Below are 19,452 nucleotides of genomic sequence, written 5' to 3'. Positions count from 1 at the left end.
TCCACTCCTTTTAGTTTTGATTGGCACCAATTGCTTCAAGAGGTTTTGCATTCCCGTAAACCGGTTTATTGCTTCCTGCAGGTTTTGCCCATTGAACGGCATTTAAGATGACCTTTTGTACATCGGCATTATGATAGGTAGGATAGGTTTCGTGTCCCGGCCGGAAATAAAAAACTTTTCCTTTCCCGCGCTTGTATGTGCACCCGCTCCTGAACACCTCTCCGCCTTCAAACCAGCTGACGAAAACCAGTTCATCAGGAGCCGGGATATCAAAATGCTCTCCGTACATCTCTTCTTGAGGCAACTCAATATATTCACCGATTCCAGAAGCAATCGGATGGGATGGATCGACTACCCATAGACGTTCTTTTTCATCTGCTTCCCGCCATTTCAAATCGCAGGAAGTGCCCATTAGTTTTTTAAAGATTTTTGAGAAGTGTCCAGAGTGAAGGACAATTAATCCCATACCATCCAGAACACGCTGATAAACGCGCTCTACTACTTCCTCTTTTACTTCATCGTGTGCTATATGTCCCCACCAGACAAGAACGTCCGTCTGATCAAGAGTCTGCTGGCTTAATCCGTGTTCTGGCTCATCAAGAGTTGCGGTATCAGCGTCTACCCCTGATTTTGATAAAAATTGCTGGATGGCACCGTGAATTCCTTCAGGATACACCGAGCGTACAGCCGGGTTTTTGTTCTCATGGCGATTTTCATTCCAGATGGTAACCTTCATTGCGTTCCACTCCTTCTATTTATGTAAGAAATAACCTCTTCTGTTTTAAGAGTAAACGTTTACGTTCAGACGAGGTAGAACCTTTGAACTTTTCAGAATGTAAACGTTTACCTATATTTTACGGCACATTACTCGTTTGTCAAATGTTAAAATACAATAACTTGAATTTATTTTCCTCGGCAGCAGGTTTTAAAATCTGAATAAGGGCTATAGTTACCGTACAGTCTCATTTAAAGGAGAGAAACATATATGGATAACCATAAAAAACAAAAGGAATTGCTTGATCGAAACGACAAAGAGAATGCCTTTAAACGAAGCCAGGAAAAACAACTGGAGCGAGATCAGCTCGTCATGCCTGCTGATGAACTTCCGTTGGAAGATTTTGAAGATGAACAAAATGAGGAAAGAAATAAAGAAGCTACAAAGAACACTTCGTCATCAGAAAGAAAACTGAACCCTCCTGAGGGTGATCATTAATACTCGGAGAATAACCTAATCCTAATTAAAAATGCCGAAACAGCCTTCGACTGTACCGGCATTTTTTATTAAATTGCTTCCTGTTCCCACGCTTTCACTGTTTGATCTTGCGGTAGTAAAAACGTCAGTATACCGGCTATTGGAAAAAAACTGATCAATACCATAATGAAATGTACACTGAAGGCGTCCGCCAGGTTTCCGAGGATAACCGAACCGAGAGCTCCCATACCAAAAGCAAGTCCGACAATCAGTCCGGATACCATTCCAATCCTTCCGGGAAGCAGTTCCTGAGCATAAACAACCGTCACTGAAAAACTGGTCATTAGAATAAAACCGAGCAGCAAGAATATCGGGTAGATCCAATTTAAACTGACATATGGAAGCAGGAGTGCGAGCGGAGCAGAACCCAGCATCGACCAGAAAATCATATTTCTCTTTCCTAATCGGTCAGCCAGCGGTCCTCCAAAAAAAGTTCCGAGAACGCCAGCTGCAAGAAAGACAAAAATATAATACTGCGCATGGCGAATGGAAAGGCCATAATCCTTAATCAAATAAAACTGGTAGAAGTTTGAGATTCCTGAAAAATACCAAGATCGCGCAAATACAAGAAAGACTAAAAGACATACGGCAAAGATAATCTGCTTCTTTCTTTTTGGGTTTGCAGCTTTCTTAGACGGCTTTTTTGTCACTCTCGGAAAGTTTACAAGCCTTGACCGATACCATCCAGACACAAAAACCAGGACGATGATGGCCATGGCTGCTGATGATGTAAACCATATCGCCCCAAACTGGCCGAACGGAACGAACACAAGAGCTGTCATGACAGGCGCCAATGAATTTCCTGTATTCCCTCCAACCTGATAAATCGATTGGGCCAATCCTCTCCTCTTCCCGGCTGCCATATACGCAACACGTGATCCTTCCGGATGAAAAACAGCAGAACCAAGGCCAATCAGAATAACCGAGAGCAATATGTACGTAAAGTTATTGGAATAAGCGATGCCAACCATTCCAATCAAGCTGGATGCCATCCCAAGAGGAAGCAAATATGGTGATGTGGTCCGATCCGTATACCAGCCTACAATCGGCTGCATGATGGAAGAGGTAATGTTCAGTGAGAATGCAATCCATCCAAGCTGGGCAAAAGACAGATTCATAGACTTCTCGAGGATCGGAAAAATAGCTGGAATAACCGCCTGCATCGCATCGTTTAACAGATGCACAAAACTGATTGCAAAAAGCACCTTGTAAATGGTTGCTGATGACGAGGGCTCCTTTTTTAACGAAGCAACACCCATGACATATCCTTCTTTCTCTTATTGGTTTTTATTGTTAAAGATTATCATTCTTTTACGGATTTTTACAAATAAAAAGAAGAGCGCTGAAGCTAGACAAAAAAAATCAGAAGTTTACACTTCTGATGCTTTTCTTCTTCCGCTTTCTGCATTGTCGGATTCTTTCACACGGGCATTGCCCATAAAGATAATGAACAGCAGAGCGATGACCACAGAGATCAGGGAGTACTGAAAGATTTTTGCAATGGAATCTGCCAGAATTCCTGTCATTTTATCGAGGACTTCAGGCGGTATTTGTTTACGGACCTCTGGCTGAAGGAGAGCCCGCGAATCGACATTCTTTTGAAACTTAGCAAACTGAGGCAATGCATCTTTTAATTTATCGGTCAGCAGATTATTCTGAATCGTACCGAAGATGGTGATACCGAGAGTCATTCCAATCAGGCGGAAGAATGCATTTTGTGAGTTAGCAGATCCCCTCTGACGAGGATCAAGCATATGGACAGATGCCATACTTAGAACAGGGAAGGAGAACCCTACTCCAATTCCTGTCAGAACCATATATAGAGTGACCAGGAGCCGAGAAGTGTCGGTTGACATGGTGCTCAGCAAGTAAACACCCACCAGGAAAATGCTGCCGGAAACGAGCATCACATTTCGATAGGAAGAGGTAATGACGGTACGCCCTCCTGTCTGGCTCCCCACAACAACCCCGATCATCATTGGCATTAAAATTAATCCAGCGTTCGTTGCCGAACCGCCAAACACACCTTGTATGTAAATGGGAATGTACATGGTAGCCAGTATAAAGACAGAACCGTAGAAAAAGGCGATGCCCTGGCTGGACAGAAACAGTCTGCTTTTAAAGAGATTCAAAGAAACGATAGGGTCTGCCGCACTTCGTTCTACTCGAATAAAAAGAACAAAGAGAACGGCAAATGCAGCAAATAAAGATAGGATAAGAGCAGAATCCCATTCATAATCTTTTCCTCCGAATTCGAGAGCAAACATCAAGCTGACGATCGAAGCTACGAGCAGGCCCGCTCCTAAATAATCAATTTTTTGTTCTCTGTGTTCAAGAGATTCAAAATAATACTTCAGGATAAAGACAAGCGAAAGCAGTCCCAGCGGCAAATTAACATAGAAAATCCACCTCCAATCCAAGTAGTCGGTCAAATATGCACCTAGCAAAGGACCGAAGACACTGGACATTCCAAAGACGGCACCAAAAAGGCCTGTCATTTTCCCTCGCTGCTCTACCGGAAAGATATCAAAAATGATCGTAAAGGCAATCGGCATCAGGGCACCACCGCCGATTCCCTGTATCGCACGGTAAACGGAAAGCTGTGTCATGCTGTCTGCCATTCCGCACAGAACCGATCCGATAATAAAGAGACCCAGACCTGTAATATAAAATTTTTTCCTTCCATACATGTCAGAAAGTTTTCCGAAAATAAGCATACTTGCCACTGACGCAATCATGTACGAGGATGTTACCCAAATGAACTTGTCAAGCTCACCCAATTCAGCAACGATTGTTCCGAGGGCTGTTGCCACTATTGTGTTGTCCATAGCGGACATGAGAATTCCGAGCAGCAGGCCTGCAACAACAAAATTATTGTTGCTCTTTTGATTAACCATATATTTGTCTCCTTGAAATGTTAATGAAATAGATAGGTATATACTTTTCGACTTTTAGAATTTAAATCCTGCCGGAAAATCAAAAAGGAAGAGCGGCAGCGCTCTTCCTCTCCAAAAAAACAGCTTATAATTTTTCAATGATTTTATTGATGATCCCGTATTCAAGAGCTTGTGCTGCCGTCATGAAGAAATCTCGGTCGGTATCTTTTTCGACACGCTCAAGCGGCTGTCCTGAACGGTCTGAAATGATCTTATTTAAGATTTCTCTCGTTTTTATAATTCGCTTGGCATGGATGATCATATCTGCAGCCTGCCCTTGTGTTCCTCCTAGCGGCTGATGAATCATGACTTCTGCGTTTGGGAGGGCAAACCGTTTGCCTTCTGCCCCCGCGACCAGCAGAATGGCACCCATGGAAGCAGCCATTCCAATGCAGATGGTTGAAACAGCAGGCTTGATGAACTGCATTGTGTCATAGATCGCCAATCCCGCAGTAACCGACCCTCCTGGAGAATTGATGTAGATGGAAATATCTTTTTCCGGATCTTCCGCCGCGAGAAACAAAAGCTGAGCCACAACAGAATTGGCTACATTATCATCGATGGCACTTCCAATGATGATGATACGGTCTTTCAAAAGCCGGGAATAAATATCGTAGGAACGCTCACCACGGTTGGTTGTTTCCACTACCATTGGGACTAAATTCATTTTCATCTTCCTCCTATAGAATCGTTATGCAGCCTGGCAAATCGGTGTGGAAGCTGCGCCTTCTGATGCGATTTTTCCGAATCCGGACGTAATATAAATGACTTTTACCGGGGTTTTATCTTCACTTTCAATCGAAATTTCCGTTCTGATTTCCTCTTGCCGAGCCTCTTCCCTTTCAGTCCGCTTCTCTTCTAAAGCTATGACTTTATCGGCTTTCTCTGCCTGCTTCCTGCTCTTTTCCCAGGCAAGAGAAGGATGCTTTTTCACTTCATTCATCCCTCGATTCCTCCCTCCGGTTTTGGATAGACAGCAATAGACACCTGATATTCTTCACCTTGCTCATTATTTCCAGACTGATATTTGCCAACAAGCTGGTGAAGCAGTGAGAAGTACTCATTAATGAACTGGTTGCGTTCCTCCTCATTGGATAAGGAAACTGAAGCTTGCAGAATGGCACTTGGAATTTGTTCATCCTCTGCTTTTTCCATGAGCTGCAGCGCATCTTTCTTCATGGTTTCAGTTAAGGTGAGAACGTGGGCCAGCGCATGCTGATCTTTTAATTTCTGTGAAGTTTCCGGTGACAAGCCAAGAGAGTCAGAAAAAATTAACGTTTTGGCCACTGCTTGATAAAGTACTTCTACCAAATTCCTCACATTCCTCGTTCCTGCTCTGAAAACAAGCCCTACTTTTTCTAAAGCCTTGAGATGGTAATTGATCTTCTGCGGTGACTCATTGAGCAGCTTTGCTATTTCTGTTGCAGAAGCCGGTTCTTTTAGAGCACTGAGCATCTCGGAACGAATGGGATGGAGCAAAGCAGCAGCCTGCTCAGGCAGCGTTACAAGATATGTCTCTTCAATCGATGCATTCTTTTTCACTGGTTCACCTCACTTAAAAATTTTGTTTTACGTAAAATCATTTTATTACGATAGGCTTATCTTTGTCAAACATTTCTATTTTTAATCAAAAAAAGTGACAGAAGCTTGTGCTTCTGTCACTTTAATAGCGGGATAACGGCCAATAGGATAAAGATTAATACCATAGCTGTATTGAAGAAAAACTCTGTTTTAAGTTTAAAATAATATCGTTCAATGGCACGAAACAAAAATACTGCAGCTAAGATTCCGAATAACAGGGCTGGACTGTTAATGTACATTCCATTCCAAAGAGCCAGCAAAAAGCCGAGGAACAGCAGTACCATTTCCGAATACGCCCATATCTTACTTCTCTTTTTCATCGTGGCACCTCTTTCTTGCGTACTCTTTTATAGTACGAAGAACACGGTTGTTCTGTGCCATTCCTCATTAATTCTCTTTAATTAATGAGTCTTGCTTTCCAAACCCTTCTCTACCCGTTCAAGCAGGCCGCTTGCCGCCTTCTCTGGATTCACATGCTGGCTGATGGCTGAAATGACAGATACTCCATCCGCTCCGGCTTCGATTACTTCAAATGCGTTTTCTTCAGAAATGCCGCCTATTCCCACGATCGGTGCTGTAATCCCTGCTGCTCTAAGCTCTTTTAAAACAGAAAACCCCATAACATCACGCGTATCCATCTTTGTACTTGTATCAAAAATCGGGCCCACTCCTAAATAATCTGCTCCAGCACGTAGTGCATCTTCTGCTTCTTCAACATTGTGAACCGAAACGCCAAGAATTTTATCGGGGATGCTGCTGCGGATTTGATTGAGATCTCCATCCTCCTGCCCGATATGCAGACCATCGGCATTCAGGCTGATCATGAGATCGATATCATCATTAATAATAAAAGGAACATGGTTTTTTCCGCAGATTTTCTGCAAGCTAAGAGCTAAGGCATTTTTCTGATCAGGTGATAGACACCCTTCGCCCTTCTCACGATATTGAAAAAGCGTCGCTCCCCCCTTTAGCGCCTGCTCCAGCACTAGTTCAGGTTCAGCTCTGCAGTTTAAGCTTCCCATAATAAAATAAACTTTTAACTGCAGTTTAAGCGTATTATATTCCATCTGTAAGCCTCCTTAGCTCCATCTGCCGGCCGTATTCAAGTCTTCAGGGTTTAATAGATAGAGCTCATCCAATAATGCTGTCTGAAAGGAGCCTGGTCCTGCTGAAACGGCTTTAGCGCGTTCAGCACAGATTCCCAGCATCGTCAAAGCGCCTGCGGCCCTCTGGCAACAGGAAAGGCCGGTTTCCAGAGATCTGGCCATAAACAAACCGATAAGAGAGGTTGAGAAACAGCCGGTCCCTGTCACATAAGACAATATTTCATGTCCGCCACTAATCGCTATGCATTCCTTTCCATCACTCACTGCATCCTTTTTCCCTGTAATGACAATGACCGAACCGAGCTTACTGGCCGCATGCAAAGCAAGCTCATCATCGTTTTCTGATTGATCACCATCAACCCCTTTGCCACCCCAGTCACCTCCGTACAAAAAGGAGATCTCTGCGGCATTGCCGCAAATGACATCGGGAGAAACCTGTTCAACCAGCTCCTCAACGGCTTTCTTCCTTAATAAGGAAAGTCCTGCACCCACCGGATCCAAAATGACAGGAATGCCCAGTTCCTTCGCTTTTTTTCCAGCCAAAACCATTGCTTTAATTGAGTCAGGTTCAACGGTTCCAATATTTAAAACCAGTGCGTCAGCTGCCATGACGGCTTCTTCAGCCTCTTCATAATGAAGAGCCATCATCGGGCTTCCTCCAGCTGCCAAGATGCCGTTCGCTAAAAAATTCATCGTTACTTGGTTAGTGATGTGATGAATCAGAGGTTTTTTCTTTCTAATGTCTTTTAAAAGTACACTCAGTTCTTTCATGCCTGATTCCTCCTGTATGCCCAATGGTTTGTCGGCCCATGCCCGCTGCCAATATGAAGCGGGTGGCTGATTGCTTCCTGTATAAAAGTTTTCGCTGTTTTTACAGCATGAATCGGGGTTTTTCCAAGAGCCAGTTCAGCAGCAATGGCAGCTGCAAACGTACAGCCGGTTCCATGAGTTTGCGGTGTATCAATCCTTCTTCCTTCCAGCTCATGCATCTGCTCACCATCATAAAACAAGTCGACTGGTGCTTTATCATGAGAGAGATGGCCTCCTTTGATCACAATCATTCCTGCTCCTAAATCATGCAAAAATTTTGCAGCATCCTCCCTGTCTTGCTTTGTGGAAATGCTTCTTCCTGTTAGCTGCTCAGCTTCGGGAATATTCGGTGTCAGGATCGAGGCTAGAGGAATCAGCTGTTTTTTCAGGGCTTCTACTGCATCCCTTCTCAGAAGGTCCGCCCCCCCTTTCGCGATCATTACAGGATCCACAACAACGTTTTTCCATTCATACTTTCGAATATGACGAGATACCGCTTCTATAATTTCTGCACTGAAAAGCATGCCCGTCTTTAAAGCTTCAGGACGAAGATCCTCTTCTATGCTGTTTAACTGCTTTAGGATCATCTCAACAGGCACCGGGTGGATCCCCTGAACGCCTAATGTATTCTGTGCAGTCACAGCTGTGATGACAGACATTCCATAGGCTCCCAATTCCTGAAACGTTTTTAGATCGGCCTGGATTCCTGCTCCCCCTCCTGAATCTGATCCTGCAACTGTCAATGCTTTTGGTGTTTTTAACATATGGAAGAACTCCTTTCACCACTAGAAAAGCGCAAGTGGCCTGATCTGTTAAGATCCCTGTTCACTGAAACTGGACACGACCTCCTTCGACCGCTAAAAAGCCGCCTTCTGAAGAGAAGGCGGCTTAAACATGAATGCTGATAAAAGTTTAAGCCACTTCCCTCCGCCAGTATTAACCGGATCAGGTTCAAAGGGTCAAAGACATTTCTTTTCTCAGCTTTAAATCAAAGCTCCCCTAGTGGTATACGATGTATGATGTTACTTCTATCCTAAATGACAGCGGCCGAAGCGTCAAACAAGGGATAAAATTTGTCGAAAAGTTAGGCTGCTGTGTTTAAAACAGAACGGATACGGGCATTATTTATACAACACCCGATAGAAAATCTGGAGGGAGAGAAATTATGAATATCAGAGAGAAACTGCAAAATTTAAAACAAAATCCAGAAGATGTTTACAGTCACTCACAAACAGAAGAATCCTTCTCAAGAAATTACACCAATCCCGTAGAAGTCAAATATATCCCTGCAGAAGATGTTTACGAATTAAAAGTATTTGATATGGAAGGCGGTGAACAGCTGGACAGTAAAAAATTCCATTCTGCAGATGAGGTCCTGGCTGATTTGAATATTGAGAAGTAAAATGAAAAAAACTAAATTTTCAGATTAAACTGTTGCTATTATTACCAGTGATAAGTATACTAGTAAAAACCCATTAACGCATGAGCTTTCAATCCTACAAGCTTCTGCAAAAAAATTCAAGGAGGAATAGAGCATGAAAGACAATACATCGTATAATAAAGACATGAACGATCTTGTGAAATATAAACTTCAGAAGAAAAATGACCCGTTCGCTTTTAATATGGTTGCTCAGATGATCCTTGATGAGTCGCTGCACGCCCATCAGATGAAACGTTATAAAGAACAAATAGATGAAGCCCTGGAAAAACGTGATGAAAAACTGTTCATGAAACTGACGGATGAATATATTAAATTCCTTGGATAAGAAACCAAACCTTTTACGGTTTGGTTTCTTTTTTTGAACGCTTTATCCTTCTTAAGTAAAGCCATGCTCCTCCAATAGCCATGAAAAGGATAATGACAGGCGACAATCCAATGAGTGCAATAATGAGATAGGAAATAGTATGAACCAGTCCATTCCACGTCTCTTTAAATAAAGTCTTTGACTTTCCCCAGGTGTTCAGCTCTTCATTGTTCTTCATCCCAATATTTTTCACTTCAAAATGGACCGTAACCGTTGAAAAATCGCTTTGATTCTCTAAATAGTTTATTCTGCCCTGGATTTTTTCAATCTGTTCCTGCACTCCTGATAGTTCTTTGGATATGGCAAGGAGGTCCTCTGTTTTATTTGCATTCTTCATGAAGCTTTCCAAACGGTTACGAACAATGCGCTTTGCCTTCAGTCTTGCTTCCAAGTCAGTATATTCCTCTGTAACATCTCGTCCATTTATGATTTCATGAGGACTCCCAGAACTTAATTCTCCTGCCTTTTTTGTGAAAACAAGAAAATCTTTCTTTGGAATTCTTATTTTCAGGTAACCCCCATTTTGCCCTTCTTCTTCAGACAAGGATTCACTTTCAACGATATAGCCGCCCATTTGTTTTGTGAGTTGTTCCACTTCACTCCGGACCTTCTTAACGTTTTGAACGCTTATCATTATTTCACTCGTGTAAATCATTTTTCTCCCTTGGTCGGCAGCAGGCTGCTTGTCTTCTTTAGCGGATTCCCTTTTCATGCTGGTGGAAGAGCCTCCCCCTTCAGACGACTTTGATGCCATGTTTTCATCCTTGCTGCTGCACGACGCCAGAACTAAAACGATCATCACCCATACGGCCATGAACTGTTGATTTCTCTTTTTTATCATCATCATGTCCCCCTTTTATTTATAGACGGCCCAAAGTACCTTTTTGTTACAATATATGGTAATTTTATAGCTGTGAGTTGCAATATCACCCGAATATGCTAGTATTTACAAAGTGATTTATTTACAACAAGAGCAGTGAAGTTCGGAGGGTAACATGAACAAAGTAGGAAGAAACGAACCTTGTCCATGCGGCAGCGGGAAAAAATATAAGAGTTGCTGTCATCGATCGGTCACAACCGTTCAATTAAACAAGATTGTCGAAGTGAGCCGCCATCAGGAAGGCTTAGCTAAGTTTGCCTTTGACCATTTTCATGAAGAAATGGGGAGCCAAACACGCAATTACATAGAAAAATACAAGATTGGAAGAGATGATGAACAAACGTATGCGAATCTGATGGTTTGCTGGCTGATGTTCCATTCTGATGTGAAGGACGGCAGATCACCAATCGTGTATTACCTTAAAGAGCAAAAAGGGAAAGAACAGCCGGAAATCCTGGATATCATAGCAGACTGGGAGAAGTGCTTCCCTTCCGTTTATAAAATGGTCTCAAAAGTAAACCGAAATACCTTTTTATTACAAGATGTGATGACAGATCAGGAATACACGGTTGAATTTAATTCTGAGATTCTTCCACACGACGGAACCGGTCTAGCAGGTTCTATTATCTATACTGGAGAACATTACGAATTTTACATTGATTTTGCTGAGATTCCTCAGGGAGAATTGCAAGAACGCTTAGATGCGCTGACTGACATGAAAATAAACTTAAAAGATGATTTTCCTAAAGCTCTACAGGTTCTTTTGTCGAAACAAGAGAAAGCAGCTGATGAAGACGCTGTCCCGCAGCCGGCTGATAGAGTTCTATCTTTGCTTAAAGAGAACGCATCAGAGGAGATCTACAATGAGGCGGAAAGAATTTGGAATGAATGGACAAAAGCACGAAACTTGGTTATCCGTAAGGAGCAGCCCTATGCAGCCGCTCTTCATTATTTGGCGACCAAGGACGTCCTGAATGAGTCTGCCACACAACCTGAAGTAGCCAAACGGTATGGCACATCCGCATCCAGCCTGTCTGCAAAATACCGCCAGCTAAAAACGGCTTTAAACTAAAAAAGAACCTGCTCAAATGGGCAGGTTCTTTTTATGTATCAGTTCTCTTGTTCTTTTTAAGGATTACTCCAATGATCAGCACCACAATTAAAAGAAAATATAGGGTAAACCACCAGAGCGTCCAGTTTTTTGCGACGAAATCGGTAAATTCCATCGTATTGCTGTGTTCATGGTTGCTCATTGCCCATACAAGCAAACCCGCAGGAAGAAGAAACGGTCCATAAGAATGGTGCTTGGCAACCTGCTGCAGTCCCATCATAGCAGCAAGAAAACAAATAACAATCTTAACAAAAATCCCGACGATCCAAACAACGGCTATCAGTACCTCAACCCGCTCCAAAAGTTTAACAATATTAATGGCACGCATCAATTCAAATGTAGGAAACGTAGTCCGGCTTACCATGTAGTAGCCGTCACAGCCGATTGCCACGATAATTGTAATGAGGAGTATAATTCCAGACGCGACAATAGCATTCAAGTAGGATCTCATCAGCTTTTTCTTTTTCCTGACATACGTAAAAACCGTGCCTAACAATATGACTTCAATAAATGGAAAACCCGTCGTCGTATAAGCCCCCTGCATGACCGTAGAAAGAGGCTGTTCCAAAACCGGCTTAAAGTACCTGATATCGAATCGGTTCAGCGTTAATATAAGCGATGCGATAAACAGAACCGCCATGATGGGGTTTAAGAATTCGTTCACCCGTGCAATATTGTTCAACCCATAATAGCAGGAATACAAAGAAACAAGAATCAGCATGATCTGAAACGTCCATGCGTTCGTATCCGGGAGTACGCTTGAAATCATAAAGTTACTGACATTTCTCACGACATACGAACACAAATGAAGAGAGTAAAATACAATAATGAGTGATAGAATGCTCCCAATCCATTTGCCGCTAACCGTTTCTACTATTTCAAAAATGGATTGATACTGATAGAGTGACAAAAGGTAAATCCAAAGCAGATTAATGAATATGCCAATTGCTATGGCTATAATCATGGACAGCCATGCATCCTGTTTTGAATAATAGGATGTTAAATTTGGAGCCATCAATAATGAACTTCCTACCAGGAAGCTGACTGTTAATAGAAATAGCTGCCATTGATTCAAGGTGTGATTCATCGTTAACCTCCAAACCACATTTCATAAATCGGTACGTACGTGTTATTGATCCAATTGTTTAGGTGAAGGAAGTCATGATTTGTTAAATAGCAGAAAGTGTAAAGCAGGGTAAACATCCAGAAACCAGCCAGTACATAACGGTATTTGTGTTTACTTTTCTTGGTTGATGGTTTCAATTCTAGCACCTGTCGTTTCCAGTTTTATTTTTACCTCTGCCTTTATTTTGGCTGCTGCAAAATTTTCAGGCCAGTCGTTTTTCTTCCTTTTCCAATAATCAGGATCATCTTCATATAGAAGCTGACCAAACCCGAATACATCCGTTTTTTCTTTTTGTGCCTTTTTCACTGCGCTCACCACTTCCTTTTTCAACACTTTCGCCAAGAACTTCTCAATAACCCGCAATTCTGCAGGGTCACCAAGATTAACATTGCATGTCACTTCCTGCAGGTAACCCTTACCATTAACTTCTATGGAAAAAAAAACGTTATCCCCTTTTACTATAGGTTTCACACTGGTTTTAATTTCCTTGGCTACCAATGCAAGATGGCCTTTTTTGTTCCCGCATTTTTGAGTAAAAACAGAGATCTCCTTCGTTCTGCCTGAAATCATCGCCCATCCCTTAGATTCTTCCGCAGTTAACCAGCTCTTCAGCCTGTCTTTATCAAATAAGGCGAGTCCTGTAATCAGAAAGGTTTTATCGTTGGCTCGAATATTATTAAGATTGGAGATGTCTGAAGCCTTTTTTGAGCTTTCCAATACCTCAACACCGGGAATGGCGGGATCCCTGTGTTCACCAAATCTCCACCGTACCACATCTTTTTCCAATACACCTTCTGACAGTCCCGTAGTTAAAGAAGATAATTGTAAGCGGTTGTTCAACGACTCACCAGGATTTTTAAAGATTGGCGTGTAGATCGTCAGGATTTCTTTTGCTGTTGAATGCTTTGCTATAAACATAGGAACAGTTTCTCTGAACTCATGATTTCGTTCCATAAAATCAAAAAGGGGCTTTAACCCTTTTTTTCTCGCATATTTCTCACCGATGACCACACTGTTAATATGAGAGAACATCATATACCGGGGGAGTATCCTTCCTGCCTTATCAATCCCTTCATATATGGTAGAACCCTTCACAGAATAAGTATAGACAGAACCACCTGACCCTCCTGATACCGCCCCTCCCTGGTTTCCAGTTGCCCCGTTAGGATTTAAAACTTGAATATGAACCTCTGTTTTTCCGGATTTGCTTATGTCAATTCCAAGAGCCGAAACGATAAGAAGTTCATTCAATTCGCGCCTGCCATTGCATCCAGCTAAAGAGAACGAAACTACAATTGTAATCATCAACAGTATTTTTAATCGTTTCATGAGCTTGCTTTCCATTTTTTATAGAGTTTTGTCTGTTTCCACCAGAAAGGAAGTCGTAAAAGAGTATCATCCTGTTCGTCGGTAAATGGGGCAAGGGATGTGAAATAAGGTTTTCCCATGGAGGTCAATGAACATAGATGAACAAACAGGGCCAGGTAGAACATGATGATGCCGTAAATTCCTATTGTTGCCGCTAAAATCATTAACGCAAAGCGGAGTATCCTTGCCGCACCGCTGAATGCATAGTATGGGGAGACGAAGCTTGAGATTGCAGTAAGCGAGACAACAATAACAATGGCAGGTGATACTAAACCCGCAGCAACGGCTGACTCCCCGATAACGATAGCCCCAACGATAGAGACGGCAGAACCGATCGGCCTTGGCATTCGAATGCCCGCCTCCCTTAAAATTTCAAAGATTATTTCCATGATCAACGCCTCTAAAAAAGCGGGAAAAGGAACTCCTTCACGCTGTGCGGCAAGGCTCACGAGCAGGTTCGTTGGGATCAGTTCCTGATGAAAGCTTGTAACGGCAATATAGACAGCGGGAAGCGAAAAGGAGATGATAAAAGACATCACCCGTACAAACCGGACAAGAATGGAAAGATCATAATGGCTGTAGTAGTCTTCAGCTGCCTGAAAGAAAGAAATAAAGGTGACAGGCGTTATAAGAACGAATGGAGTTCCCTCTATCAGAATCACTATTTTCCCTTCAGCAAGTGCCGCTGCTGCTACATCAGGACGCTCTGATGATTGAAACGTCGGAAACGGAGTATAACCATTTTCATCGATCAGTTCTTCAATCATCCCTCCTTCAAAGACTTTGTCCGTGTCAAGATTGATCAGTCTGTTCATCACTTCATTTAATACTTGTAGATCGGCTTTGTTTTCCATATAGGCTACAAGCACCGTCGTTTTTGTTACATTTCCTATCTGCAAGGGCTTGAAGCGCAACAGGGGGTTAGAGATTCTTCTTCTCAGCAGCGTCGTGTTAATTTGAAGGGTTTCAATGAACCCTTCCCGCGGACCCCTGACGGTCGTCTGTGACTCGGGCTCATCGATTCCTCTCGTTGGAAAGAATTCCAGCGGGATCGTATAAGCCACGTCCAGTCCATCCACAAAGACAGCCACTTGCCCTTTTAAGATTGGTGTAATAATATGTCCGAACAGCTGATGTTTGTTAACAACAGCGGAAACCTCAATCTGCTGAATCAATGTCTGAGGGGTTACATCCTCTTCAGTATCCTGCCAATCGTGTATAGGCTGAAGAATGGATAGATCAATCTGCTGCTTGTTTACGAGCCCTTCAATGAAACAAACGACAAAAGGAACAGGTCTCTCATAGAATGGCAGAATCTTCACATCCATGCTCTCACCTAAGATATTTTTCAAGTGATCGAGGTTTTCATCAATCTGTAAAGAAACTTCTATATTTTCATAAGCTTTAGCTTCTGAACCTGCAATCGGCCGCCGTTTTAAACGTTTCCTGATCTTCATCCATTCATTCACCTCCACTCTGTTTACTTCTCATTTTCTGTAGTATGCTGCCTTTTTATTCGATAAAACAAAAAAGCCCTGCTGAAAATTCAGCAGAGCAAACAGATAATGACGCTTATTTGGCTTGTTGTTTCAAGAATTCATCACTTGAAGTTTTGCCTTTATTTCTATTTAAATACCAATACAGCGGCAAGCCCAACAAAGTCACAGCGATTGCAGTTAAGCTGTCCCTCGGATTATCATAGATCGTCGCAATCACGATATAACCAGCCCCTATGATCGCAAACGCTGGAACAAACGGGAACAGAGGAACGCTGTACGTCCTTTCTTTCTCCTTGTTTCTTTTTCTCAATAAAAAGACGGCATAGAAGGCAAAAATGTAAAAAATATAAATTGCAAATATCGCCATGGCTGATAGGTAATCCGGGTTGGAAACAAGCATCAGAATAACGGCAAACACGACTTGCAGCCCTGTCGCAGGGATCGGTGTTCCAAACTTTTCTGAAACAGATGCCAGAAAGCGGGATGCCGGAAGCTGCTTGCGTTGAGCCATGGCGTACGTTACCCTTGGAAACGTCAGAATTTTTCCATTAAGACAACCGAAAATAGAAACGGCAATTCCAATAGCAATCAGCTTTCCGCCAATATCTCCGAATAATAAGGAAGCTGCTTTACCTGCAGAGTTCTCGCCGAGGTCGACGATCGTGCTTGCAGGCAGTACATGAAACATCGCTACATTTACAAGGAGGTAAGCCGCTGTGACAACAAGAATACCGCCGACGATGGCTTTAGGAAGAATTTTTGCAGGGTTCTTCATTTCACCTGCAACAAAACCAACCATCAGCCATCCATCATATGCCCACAATGTCGCCAATATGGCTGCTCCCATACTAATCTCGCCTGTTAGTCCGCTGCCTGCATTCAGGACCTCTTCATTTCCTTTCCAGATCCCAAACACAATAATTAAAATAATAGGCAGCAGCTTTCCTATCGTTGCGGCGTTTTGAACAATTCCCCCGTACTTGGTGCCGAAACTATTAATGACCGCCAAGAAAATAACGGTTATAACGCCAATCCATGGACCGGCCTTTTCATTCCATCCAAAAAGGTTCGCGATCAAAGAGCCAAAATAGAGTCCAAGCCCTCCAATGATAGCAGGTCCGTAGATGACCGTCTGAACCCATCCGCTTAAATAACCCCATACTTTTCCGTATACTTCTTCCATATAGACGTATAGCCCGCCTGTTTTTGGAATTTGAGTGGCAACTTCTGCAATGGTCAGGCCGCCTGCCAGGGTGATGAGTCCCCCCAGTATCCAGGCCAGCAGCGCCATATTGGAGCCTCCCGCATACTCAATTACCTTTCCAGGCTTCATAAAGATACCTGATCCGATCACTGTTCCAATTACAATAGACATCGCCACTGAAAGCCCGATGTCTTTTTTGAGACCTGCTTCTGTGTTCACTTTTCTGTCCACTCCCAAACTATTTTTGTCTATTCTAGAAGGACTTTCTTTTAAAAACCTTATCATAGCCGGGATCATCTGTCACTACGCTCAAAAATAGTAATAGTATTCAAAAAAATCCAAATATACTACCAAGGCCTTAATCCTCATCTAATTCTGATTCAGCCAGCCTTTTCTCTTTATATGCCTTGTCTTTTTGGGCATAAAATACTTCAGCCTTTTCAATCAAGGCTCCTGAATTGTATTCCGGAATCCCGGCTGATCTTTCATAAACACCTTTAGGGATTAAACAATTGGCTTCTGGCCAGTATAAAGCGGCGTTACGCCTTTTTATGTCTGCAATCTTCACCCGGCCCCGAAACAAACCGTGCCGATTGTAAACCACAACGGATTCTCCTTCCCGTAAACCAAGCTCTAAAACGTCCTTCAAGTGAAGGAGTACGTCTTCTCTGGATGCTTGGTTAAAAGGATCCATTTTATGATAAACCATGGAATTGAACTGTTTTCCTCTCCTTGTCGTAATGGTAAATTCTCCTCTTCCCTGCCGCCGTTCCGGCAGATCAATGGCAAGAAGCCGCCCCCTGCCGTCTTCTGTCGGGCAAATGCCTCCTTCACAAAGCCAGGCACCTCCCCATTGAAACACATCTCCTTTTTTGCAAAGATCCTGTATCCCTTTATAGTTTGGGGCAGCCATTGCAATCTCCTTTCTGACTGCTCCTGCATCGGAGAATTGCATGATATGCTTTTGATCCGGCCTGACTCTTGAAGCAAGTTCACTATAGATCTGCCATTCCGGACGTGCTTCTTCCATCCGTGGCCCATTGATTTCAGGTGAAAAATAGACCATTCTTTCGGTTGAAGTGGAAGTCCCGCCACCCGGCTGTTCGTACCTTGTCATTGCAGGAAGGACGATGACACAATCCCTGGCATCAAGCAGAGTAGATGTATTAAGGATGATGTCCTGATGGACTCTGACTTCTATGTTTTCAAGACAGGACTTTACAAAGTCTGGATCTGGCATGGTCTCCAAAAAGTTCCCGCCTGACATGTAATACAGCTTCAGCTTTCTGTCTGCATCTTCAGAAAGGAGAGCATTCTCCAGGCTGATGCCTAGTATGTCTCCCTGCCAGTCTGGTACAGCAAAACCCCAAACCGATTGTATGCGCTGCCGTGTTCTCTCATCAAATCCGCCGCCCGGCAAACTAAAGGGATCGGCTCCCATCTCACCTGCACCCTGGACACCCGAATGCCCGCGAATAGGCATCAAACCGCAATTTTTCCGGCCCAGAAATCCTCTGAGCAGTGCGAGATTAACAATCTGTGACACATTATCGGTACCAAACCTATGCTGGGTCAGACCCATTGACCAGACAAATACACCCGACTTTGAGCAGGCCAGGATCTCCGCCAGTTCGCGGATTCGCTCTTTCCCCAAGCCCGAAGACTTTTCAAGGTTTTCCCACGTCAGACCGCGCACATGACGTTTCATCTCTTCAAGCCCTTTTACATGCTCGTTAATAAATAAATGCTCCAGAGCTGAACCTCTCTCTTTACGCTCCATCTCAAACCAGTGCTTCATGATTCCATTGATCAGTGCAATATCCCCGCCAATCTTCACTTGATAAAAATCATCAGCAATTTTGGTACCGAATACGGCTGAATCAGGAATGGAAGGAATCCAATAGCGTTCCATAGAAGGCTCTGCATAGGGATTGATGATAATTACTTTTGTTCCCTTTCTTTTAGCCGCATAAATATACTTTGTAGAAACCGGCTGGTTGTTCGCTGAAACAGAACCCCAGAACACAAGAACGTCGGTCCCGATCCAATCCTTATAGCTGCAGCTTGATGCCCCTATACCAAGCATCTTGTTTAAAGCTGTCTTAGAAGGAGAATGACAGATTCGCGAGGCATTATCAATATTATTCGTTCCAATAAAACGAGCTGCTTTTGCTGCTAAATAATAGGATTCATTTGTTATTCCCCTAGAAGTCAAATAGAACGCCAGCTGTTTCGGAGAAATGGCTTTTATTTTTGAGGCAATCGTATTTAGCGCTTTATCCCAGGTGATCCGCCGAAAATGCTGATCTCCTTTTTTTCTAATCATTGGATAAGGTATCCTGCCGAGCTGCCGAAGCTCTGAACTGCTGTATTTTCTTAAGTTTTGTATATCATCATGCAGCATGTTTTTAGGAATTGCCGGCATTGTGTTTAAACGAAGCATGTTGAGCCGGGTGGTGCATAGATGCATCCCTGAAAGGGTCTGGTCACGCAATCCAGAAACACCAAGGGCACATCCGTCACATACCCCCTCGTTCAATATTTTCGCTGCATATTTTAAGTTATCACGGTTCTCCCATGCTGCTTTCAGTGTGTCTCTTACATGATGAGGTTTGTTTTTCCCAAAACCAAATGGAACAGGACTCGCCCAAAGTGAGGGATCCGGCTTGAACGGAAGTGATGCTGGCCCTGTGTGCTTAGTATTCCCCATACCATCGCCCCTTTGTCTGCTTGTGACGATTCTTTCTACTATTTTAAGAAAGGGACATCCTGTA

20 protein-coding genes and 1 riboswitch are annotated in these 19,452 nt (G+C 43.1%); of the genes, 4 read left to right on the top strand and 16 right to left on the bottom strand.

Features of this window, described 5'->3' with window-relative positions:
* Positions 1–10: 10 nt before the first annotated feature.
* A complete protein-coding gene (locus tag LCY76_RS08270) occupies positions 11–736 on the bottom strand; it encodes a ThuA domain-containing protein (protein WP_248252239.1) in 726 nt (241 codons plus the stop codon).
* A 249-nt stretch (positions 737–985) separates the two neighbouring features.
* Between LCY76_RS08270 and LCY76_RS08265 the strand changes: the two genes are divergently transcribed.
* Positions 986–1,213 (top strand): hypothetical protein, encoded by a 228-nt coding sequence (locus LCY76_RS08265; RefSeq protein ID WP_248252238.1) that lies wholly within the window; start codon positions 986–988, stop codon positions 1,211–1,213.
* 68 nt (positions 1,214–1,281) lie between these two features.
* Here LCY76_RS08265 and LCY76_RS08260 read toward each other — a convergent pair whose 3' ends face one another.
* The 9 genes from LCY76_RS08260 to thiD form a co-directional block, all read right to left on the bottom strand.
* A complete protein-coding gene (locus LCY76_RS08260) occupies positions 1,282–2,511 on the bottom strand; it encodes an MFS transporter (RefSeq protein WP_248252237.1) in 1,230 nt (409 codons plus the stop codon).
* 111 nt (positions 2,512–2,622) lie between these two features.
* Positions 2,623–4,149 (bottom strand): MDR family MFS transporter, encoded by a 1,527-nt coding sequence (locus tag LCY76_RS08255; protein ID WP_248252236.1) that lies wholly within the window; start codon positions 4,147–4,149, stop codon positions 2,623–2,625.
* Positions 4,150–4,273: 124 nt separating this feature from the next.
* Complete coding sequence (gene clpP, locus LCY76_RS08250) at positions 4,274–4,855, bottom strand: ATP-dependent Clp endopeptidase proteolytic subunit ClpP (protein WP_053354897.1); 582 nt, start codon at positions 4,853–4,855, stop codon at positions 4,274–4,276.
* 24 nt (positions 4,856–4,879) lie between these two features.
* Positions 4,880–5,131, bottom strand: coding sequence for a hypothetical protein (locus LCY76_RS08245; protein ID WP_248252235.1), 252 nt, complete (start codon positions 5,129–5,131; stop codon positions 4,880–4,882).
* On the bottom strand, positions 5,128–5,730 hold the full coding sequence (locus LCY76_RS08240; RefSeq protein ID WP_248252234.1) for an ArsR/SmtB family transcription factor: 603 nt from the start codon (positions 5,728–5,730) through the stop codon (positions 5,128–5,130). Before LCY76_RS08240 ends, LCY76_RS08245 begins: the two co-directional genes overlap by 4 nt.
* A gap of 116 nt (positions 5,731–5,846) precedes the next feature.
* Positions 5,847–6,089 (bottom strand): hypothetical protein, encoded by a 243-nt coding sequence (locus tag LCY76_RS08235; RefSeq protein ID WP_248252233.1) that lies wholly within the window; start codon positions 6,087–6,089, stop codon positions 5,847–5,849.
* 81 nt (positions 6,090–6,170) lie between these two features.
* Positions 6,171–6,836 (bottom strand): thiamine phosphate synthase, encoded by a 666-nt coding sequence (gene thiE / locus LCY76_RS08230; protein WP_248252232.1) that lies wholly within the window; start codon positions 6,834–6,836, stop codon positions 6,171–6,173.
* A gap of 12 nt (positions 6,837–6,848) precedes the next feature.
* Positions 6,849–7,646: a hydroxyethylthiazole kinase gene (thiM, locus tag LCY76_RS08225; protein ID WP_248252231.1), complete on the bottom strand. Its 798-nt coding sequence runs from the start codon at positions 7,644–7,646 to the stop codon at positions 6,849–6,851.
* The gene (gene thiD, locus LCY76_RS08220; RefSeq protein WP_248252230.1) at positions 7,643–8,449 is read right to left on the bottom strand and encodes a bifunctional hydroxymethylpyrimidine kinase/phosphomethylpyrimidine kinase; all 807 of its coding nucleotides are present in this window, start codon (positions 8,447–8,449) and stop codon (positions 7,643–7,645) included. The genes thiM and thiD overlap by 4 nt, the downstream gene beginning before the upstream one ends.
* Positions 8,450–8,590: 141 nt before the next feature.
* Positions 8,591–8,696: riboswitch (TPP riboswitch) on the bottom strand.
* Between the two features lie 154 nt (positions 8,697–8,850).
* Between thiD and LCY76_RS08215 the strand changes: the two genes are divergently transcribed.
* Both LCY76_RS08215 and LCY76_RS08210 read left to right on the top strand, forming a co-directional pair.
* Complete coding sequence (locus LCY76_RS08215) at positions 8,851–9,087, top strand: hypothetical protein (protein ID WP_248252229.1); 237 nt, start codon at positions 8,851–8,853, stop codon at positions 9,085–9,087.
* A 133-nt stretch (positions 9,088–9,220) separates the two neighbouring features.
* Positions 9,221–9,451 carry an IDEAL domain-containing protein gene (locus LCY76_RS08210; RefSeq protein WP_091006298.1) on the top strand — a complete coding sequence of 77 codons (231 nt, stop codon included), beginning with the start codon at positions 9,221–9,223 and terminating at the stop codon, positions 9,449–9,451.
* 13 nt (positions 9,452–9,464) lie between these two features.
* On the opposite strand, the gene LCY76_RS08205 is transcribed toward LCY76_RS08210, so the two are convergent.
* Entirely contained in the window at positions 9,465–10,331 is an 867-nt protein-coding gene (locus LCY76_RS08205) for a DUF4349 domain-containing protein (RefSeq protein ID WP_248252228.1), read from the bottom strand.
* A 154-nt stretch (positions 10,332–10,485) separates the two neighbouring features.
* On the opposite strand from LCY76_RS08205, the gene LCY76_RS08200 reads away from it, so the two are divergent.
* Positions 10,486–11,442: a YecA family protein gene (locus LCY76_RS08200; protein ID WP_248252227.1), complete on the top strand. Its 957-nt coding sequence runs from the start codon at positions 10,486–10,488 to the stop codon at positions 11,440–11,442.
* A 31-nt stretch (positions 11,443–11,473) separates the two neighbouring features.
* On the opposite strand, the gene LCY76_RS08195 is transcribed toward LCY76_RS08200, so the two are convergent.
* The 5 genes from LCY76_RS08195 to LCY76_RS08175 all read right to left on the bottom strand — a co-directional run bounded on the left by LCY76_RS08195 (position 11,474) and on the right by LCY76_RS08175 (position 19,388).
* The gene (locus tag LCY76_RS08195; RefSeq protein ID WP_248252226.1) at positions 11,474–12,568 is read right to left on the bottom strand and encodes a GerAB/ArcD/ProY family transporter; all 1,095 of its coding nucleotides are present in this window, start codon (positions 12,566–12,568) and stop codon (positions 11,474–11,476) included.
* A 150-nt stretch (positions 12,569–12,718) separates the two neighbouring features.
* Positions 12,719–13,936: a Ger(x)C family spore germination protein gene (locus tag LCY76_RS08190; protein ID WP_248252225.1), complete on the bottom strand. Its 1,218-nt coding sequence runs from the start codon at positions 13,934–13,936 to the stop codon at positions 12,719–12,721.
* Entirely contained in the window at positions 13,933–15,432 is a 1,500-nt protein-coding gene (locus tag LCY76_RS08185; RefSeq protein WP_248252224.1) for a spore germination protein, read from the bottom strand. Before LCY76_RS08185 ends, LCY76_RS08190 begins: the two co-directional genes overlap by 4 nt.
* Positions 15,433–15,547: 115 nt before the next feature.
* Positions 15,548–16,897, bottom strand: a complete 1,350-nt coding sequence (locus LCY76_RS08180; protein WP_248252223.1) for an APC family permease — start codon at positions 16,895–16,897, stop codon at positions 15,548–15,550.
* 139 nt (positions 16,898–17,036) lie between these two features.
* The gene (locus LCY76_RS08175) at positions 17,037–19,388 is read right to left on the bottom strand and encodes an FdhF/YdeP family oxidoreductase (RefSeq protein ID WP_248252222.1); all 2,352 of its coding nucleotides are present in this window, start codon (positions 19,386–19,388) and stop codon (positions 17,037–17,039) included.
* Between the last annotated feature and the right edge of the window lie 64 nt (positions 19,389–19,452).

It is taken from the genome of Fictibacillus marinisediminis (genome assembly GCF_023149135.1).
GTDB classification, from domain to species: Bacteria; Bacillota; Bacilli; order Bacillales; family Fictibacillaceae; genus Fictibacillus_C; species Fictibacillus_C marinisediminis.
This window is presented reverse-complemented; position numbering and strand designations above follow the sequence as displayed.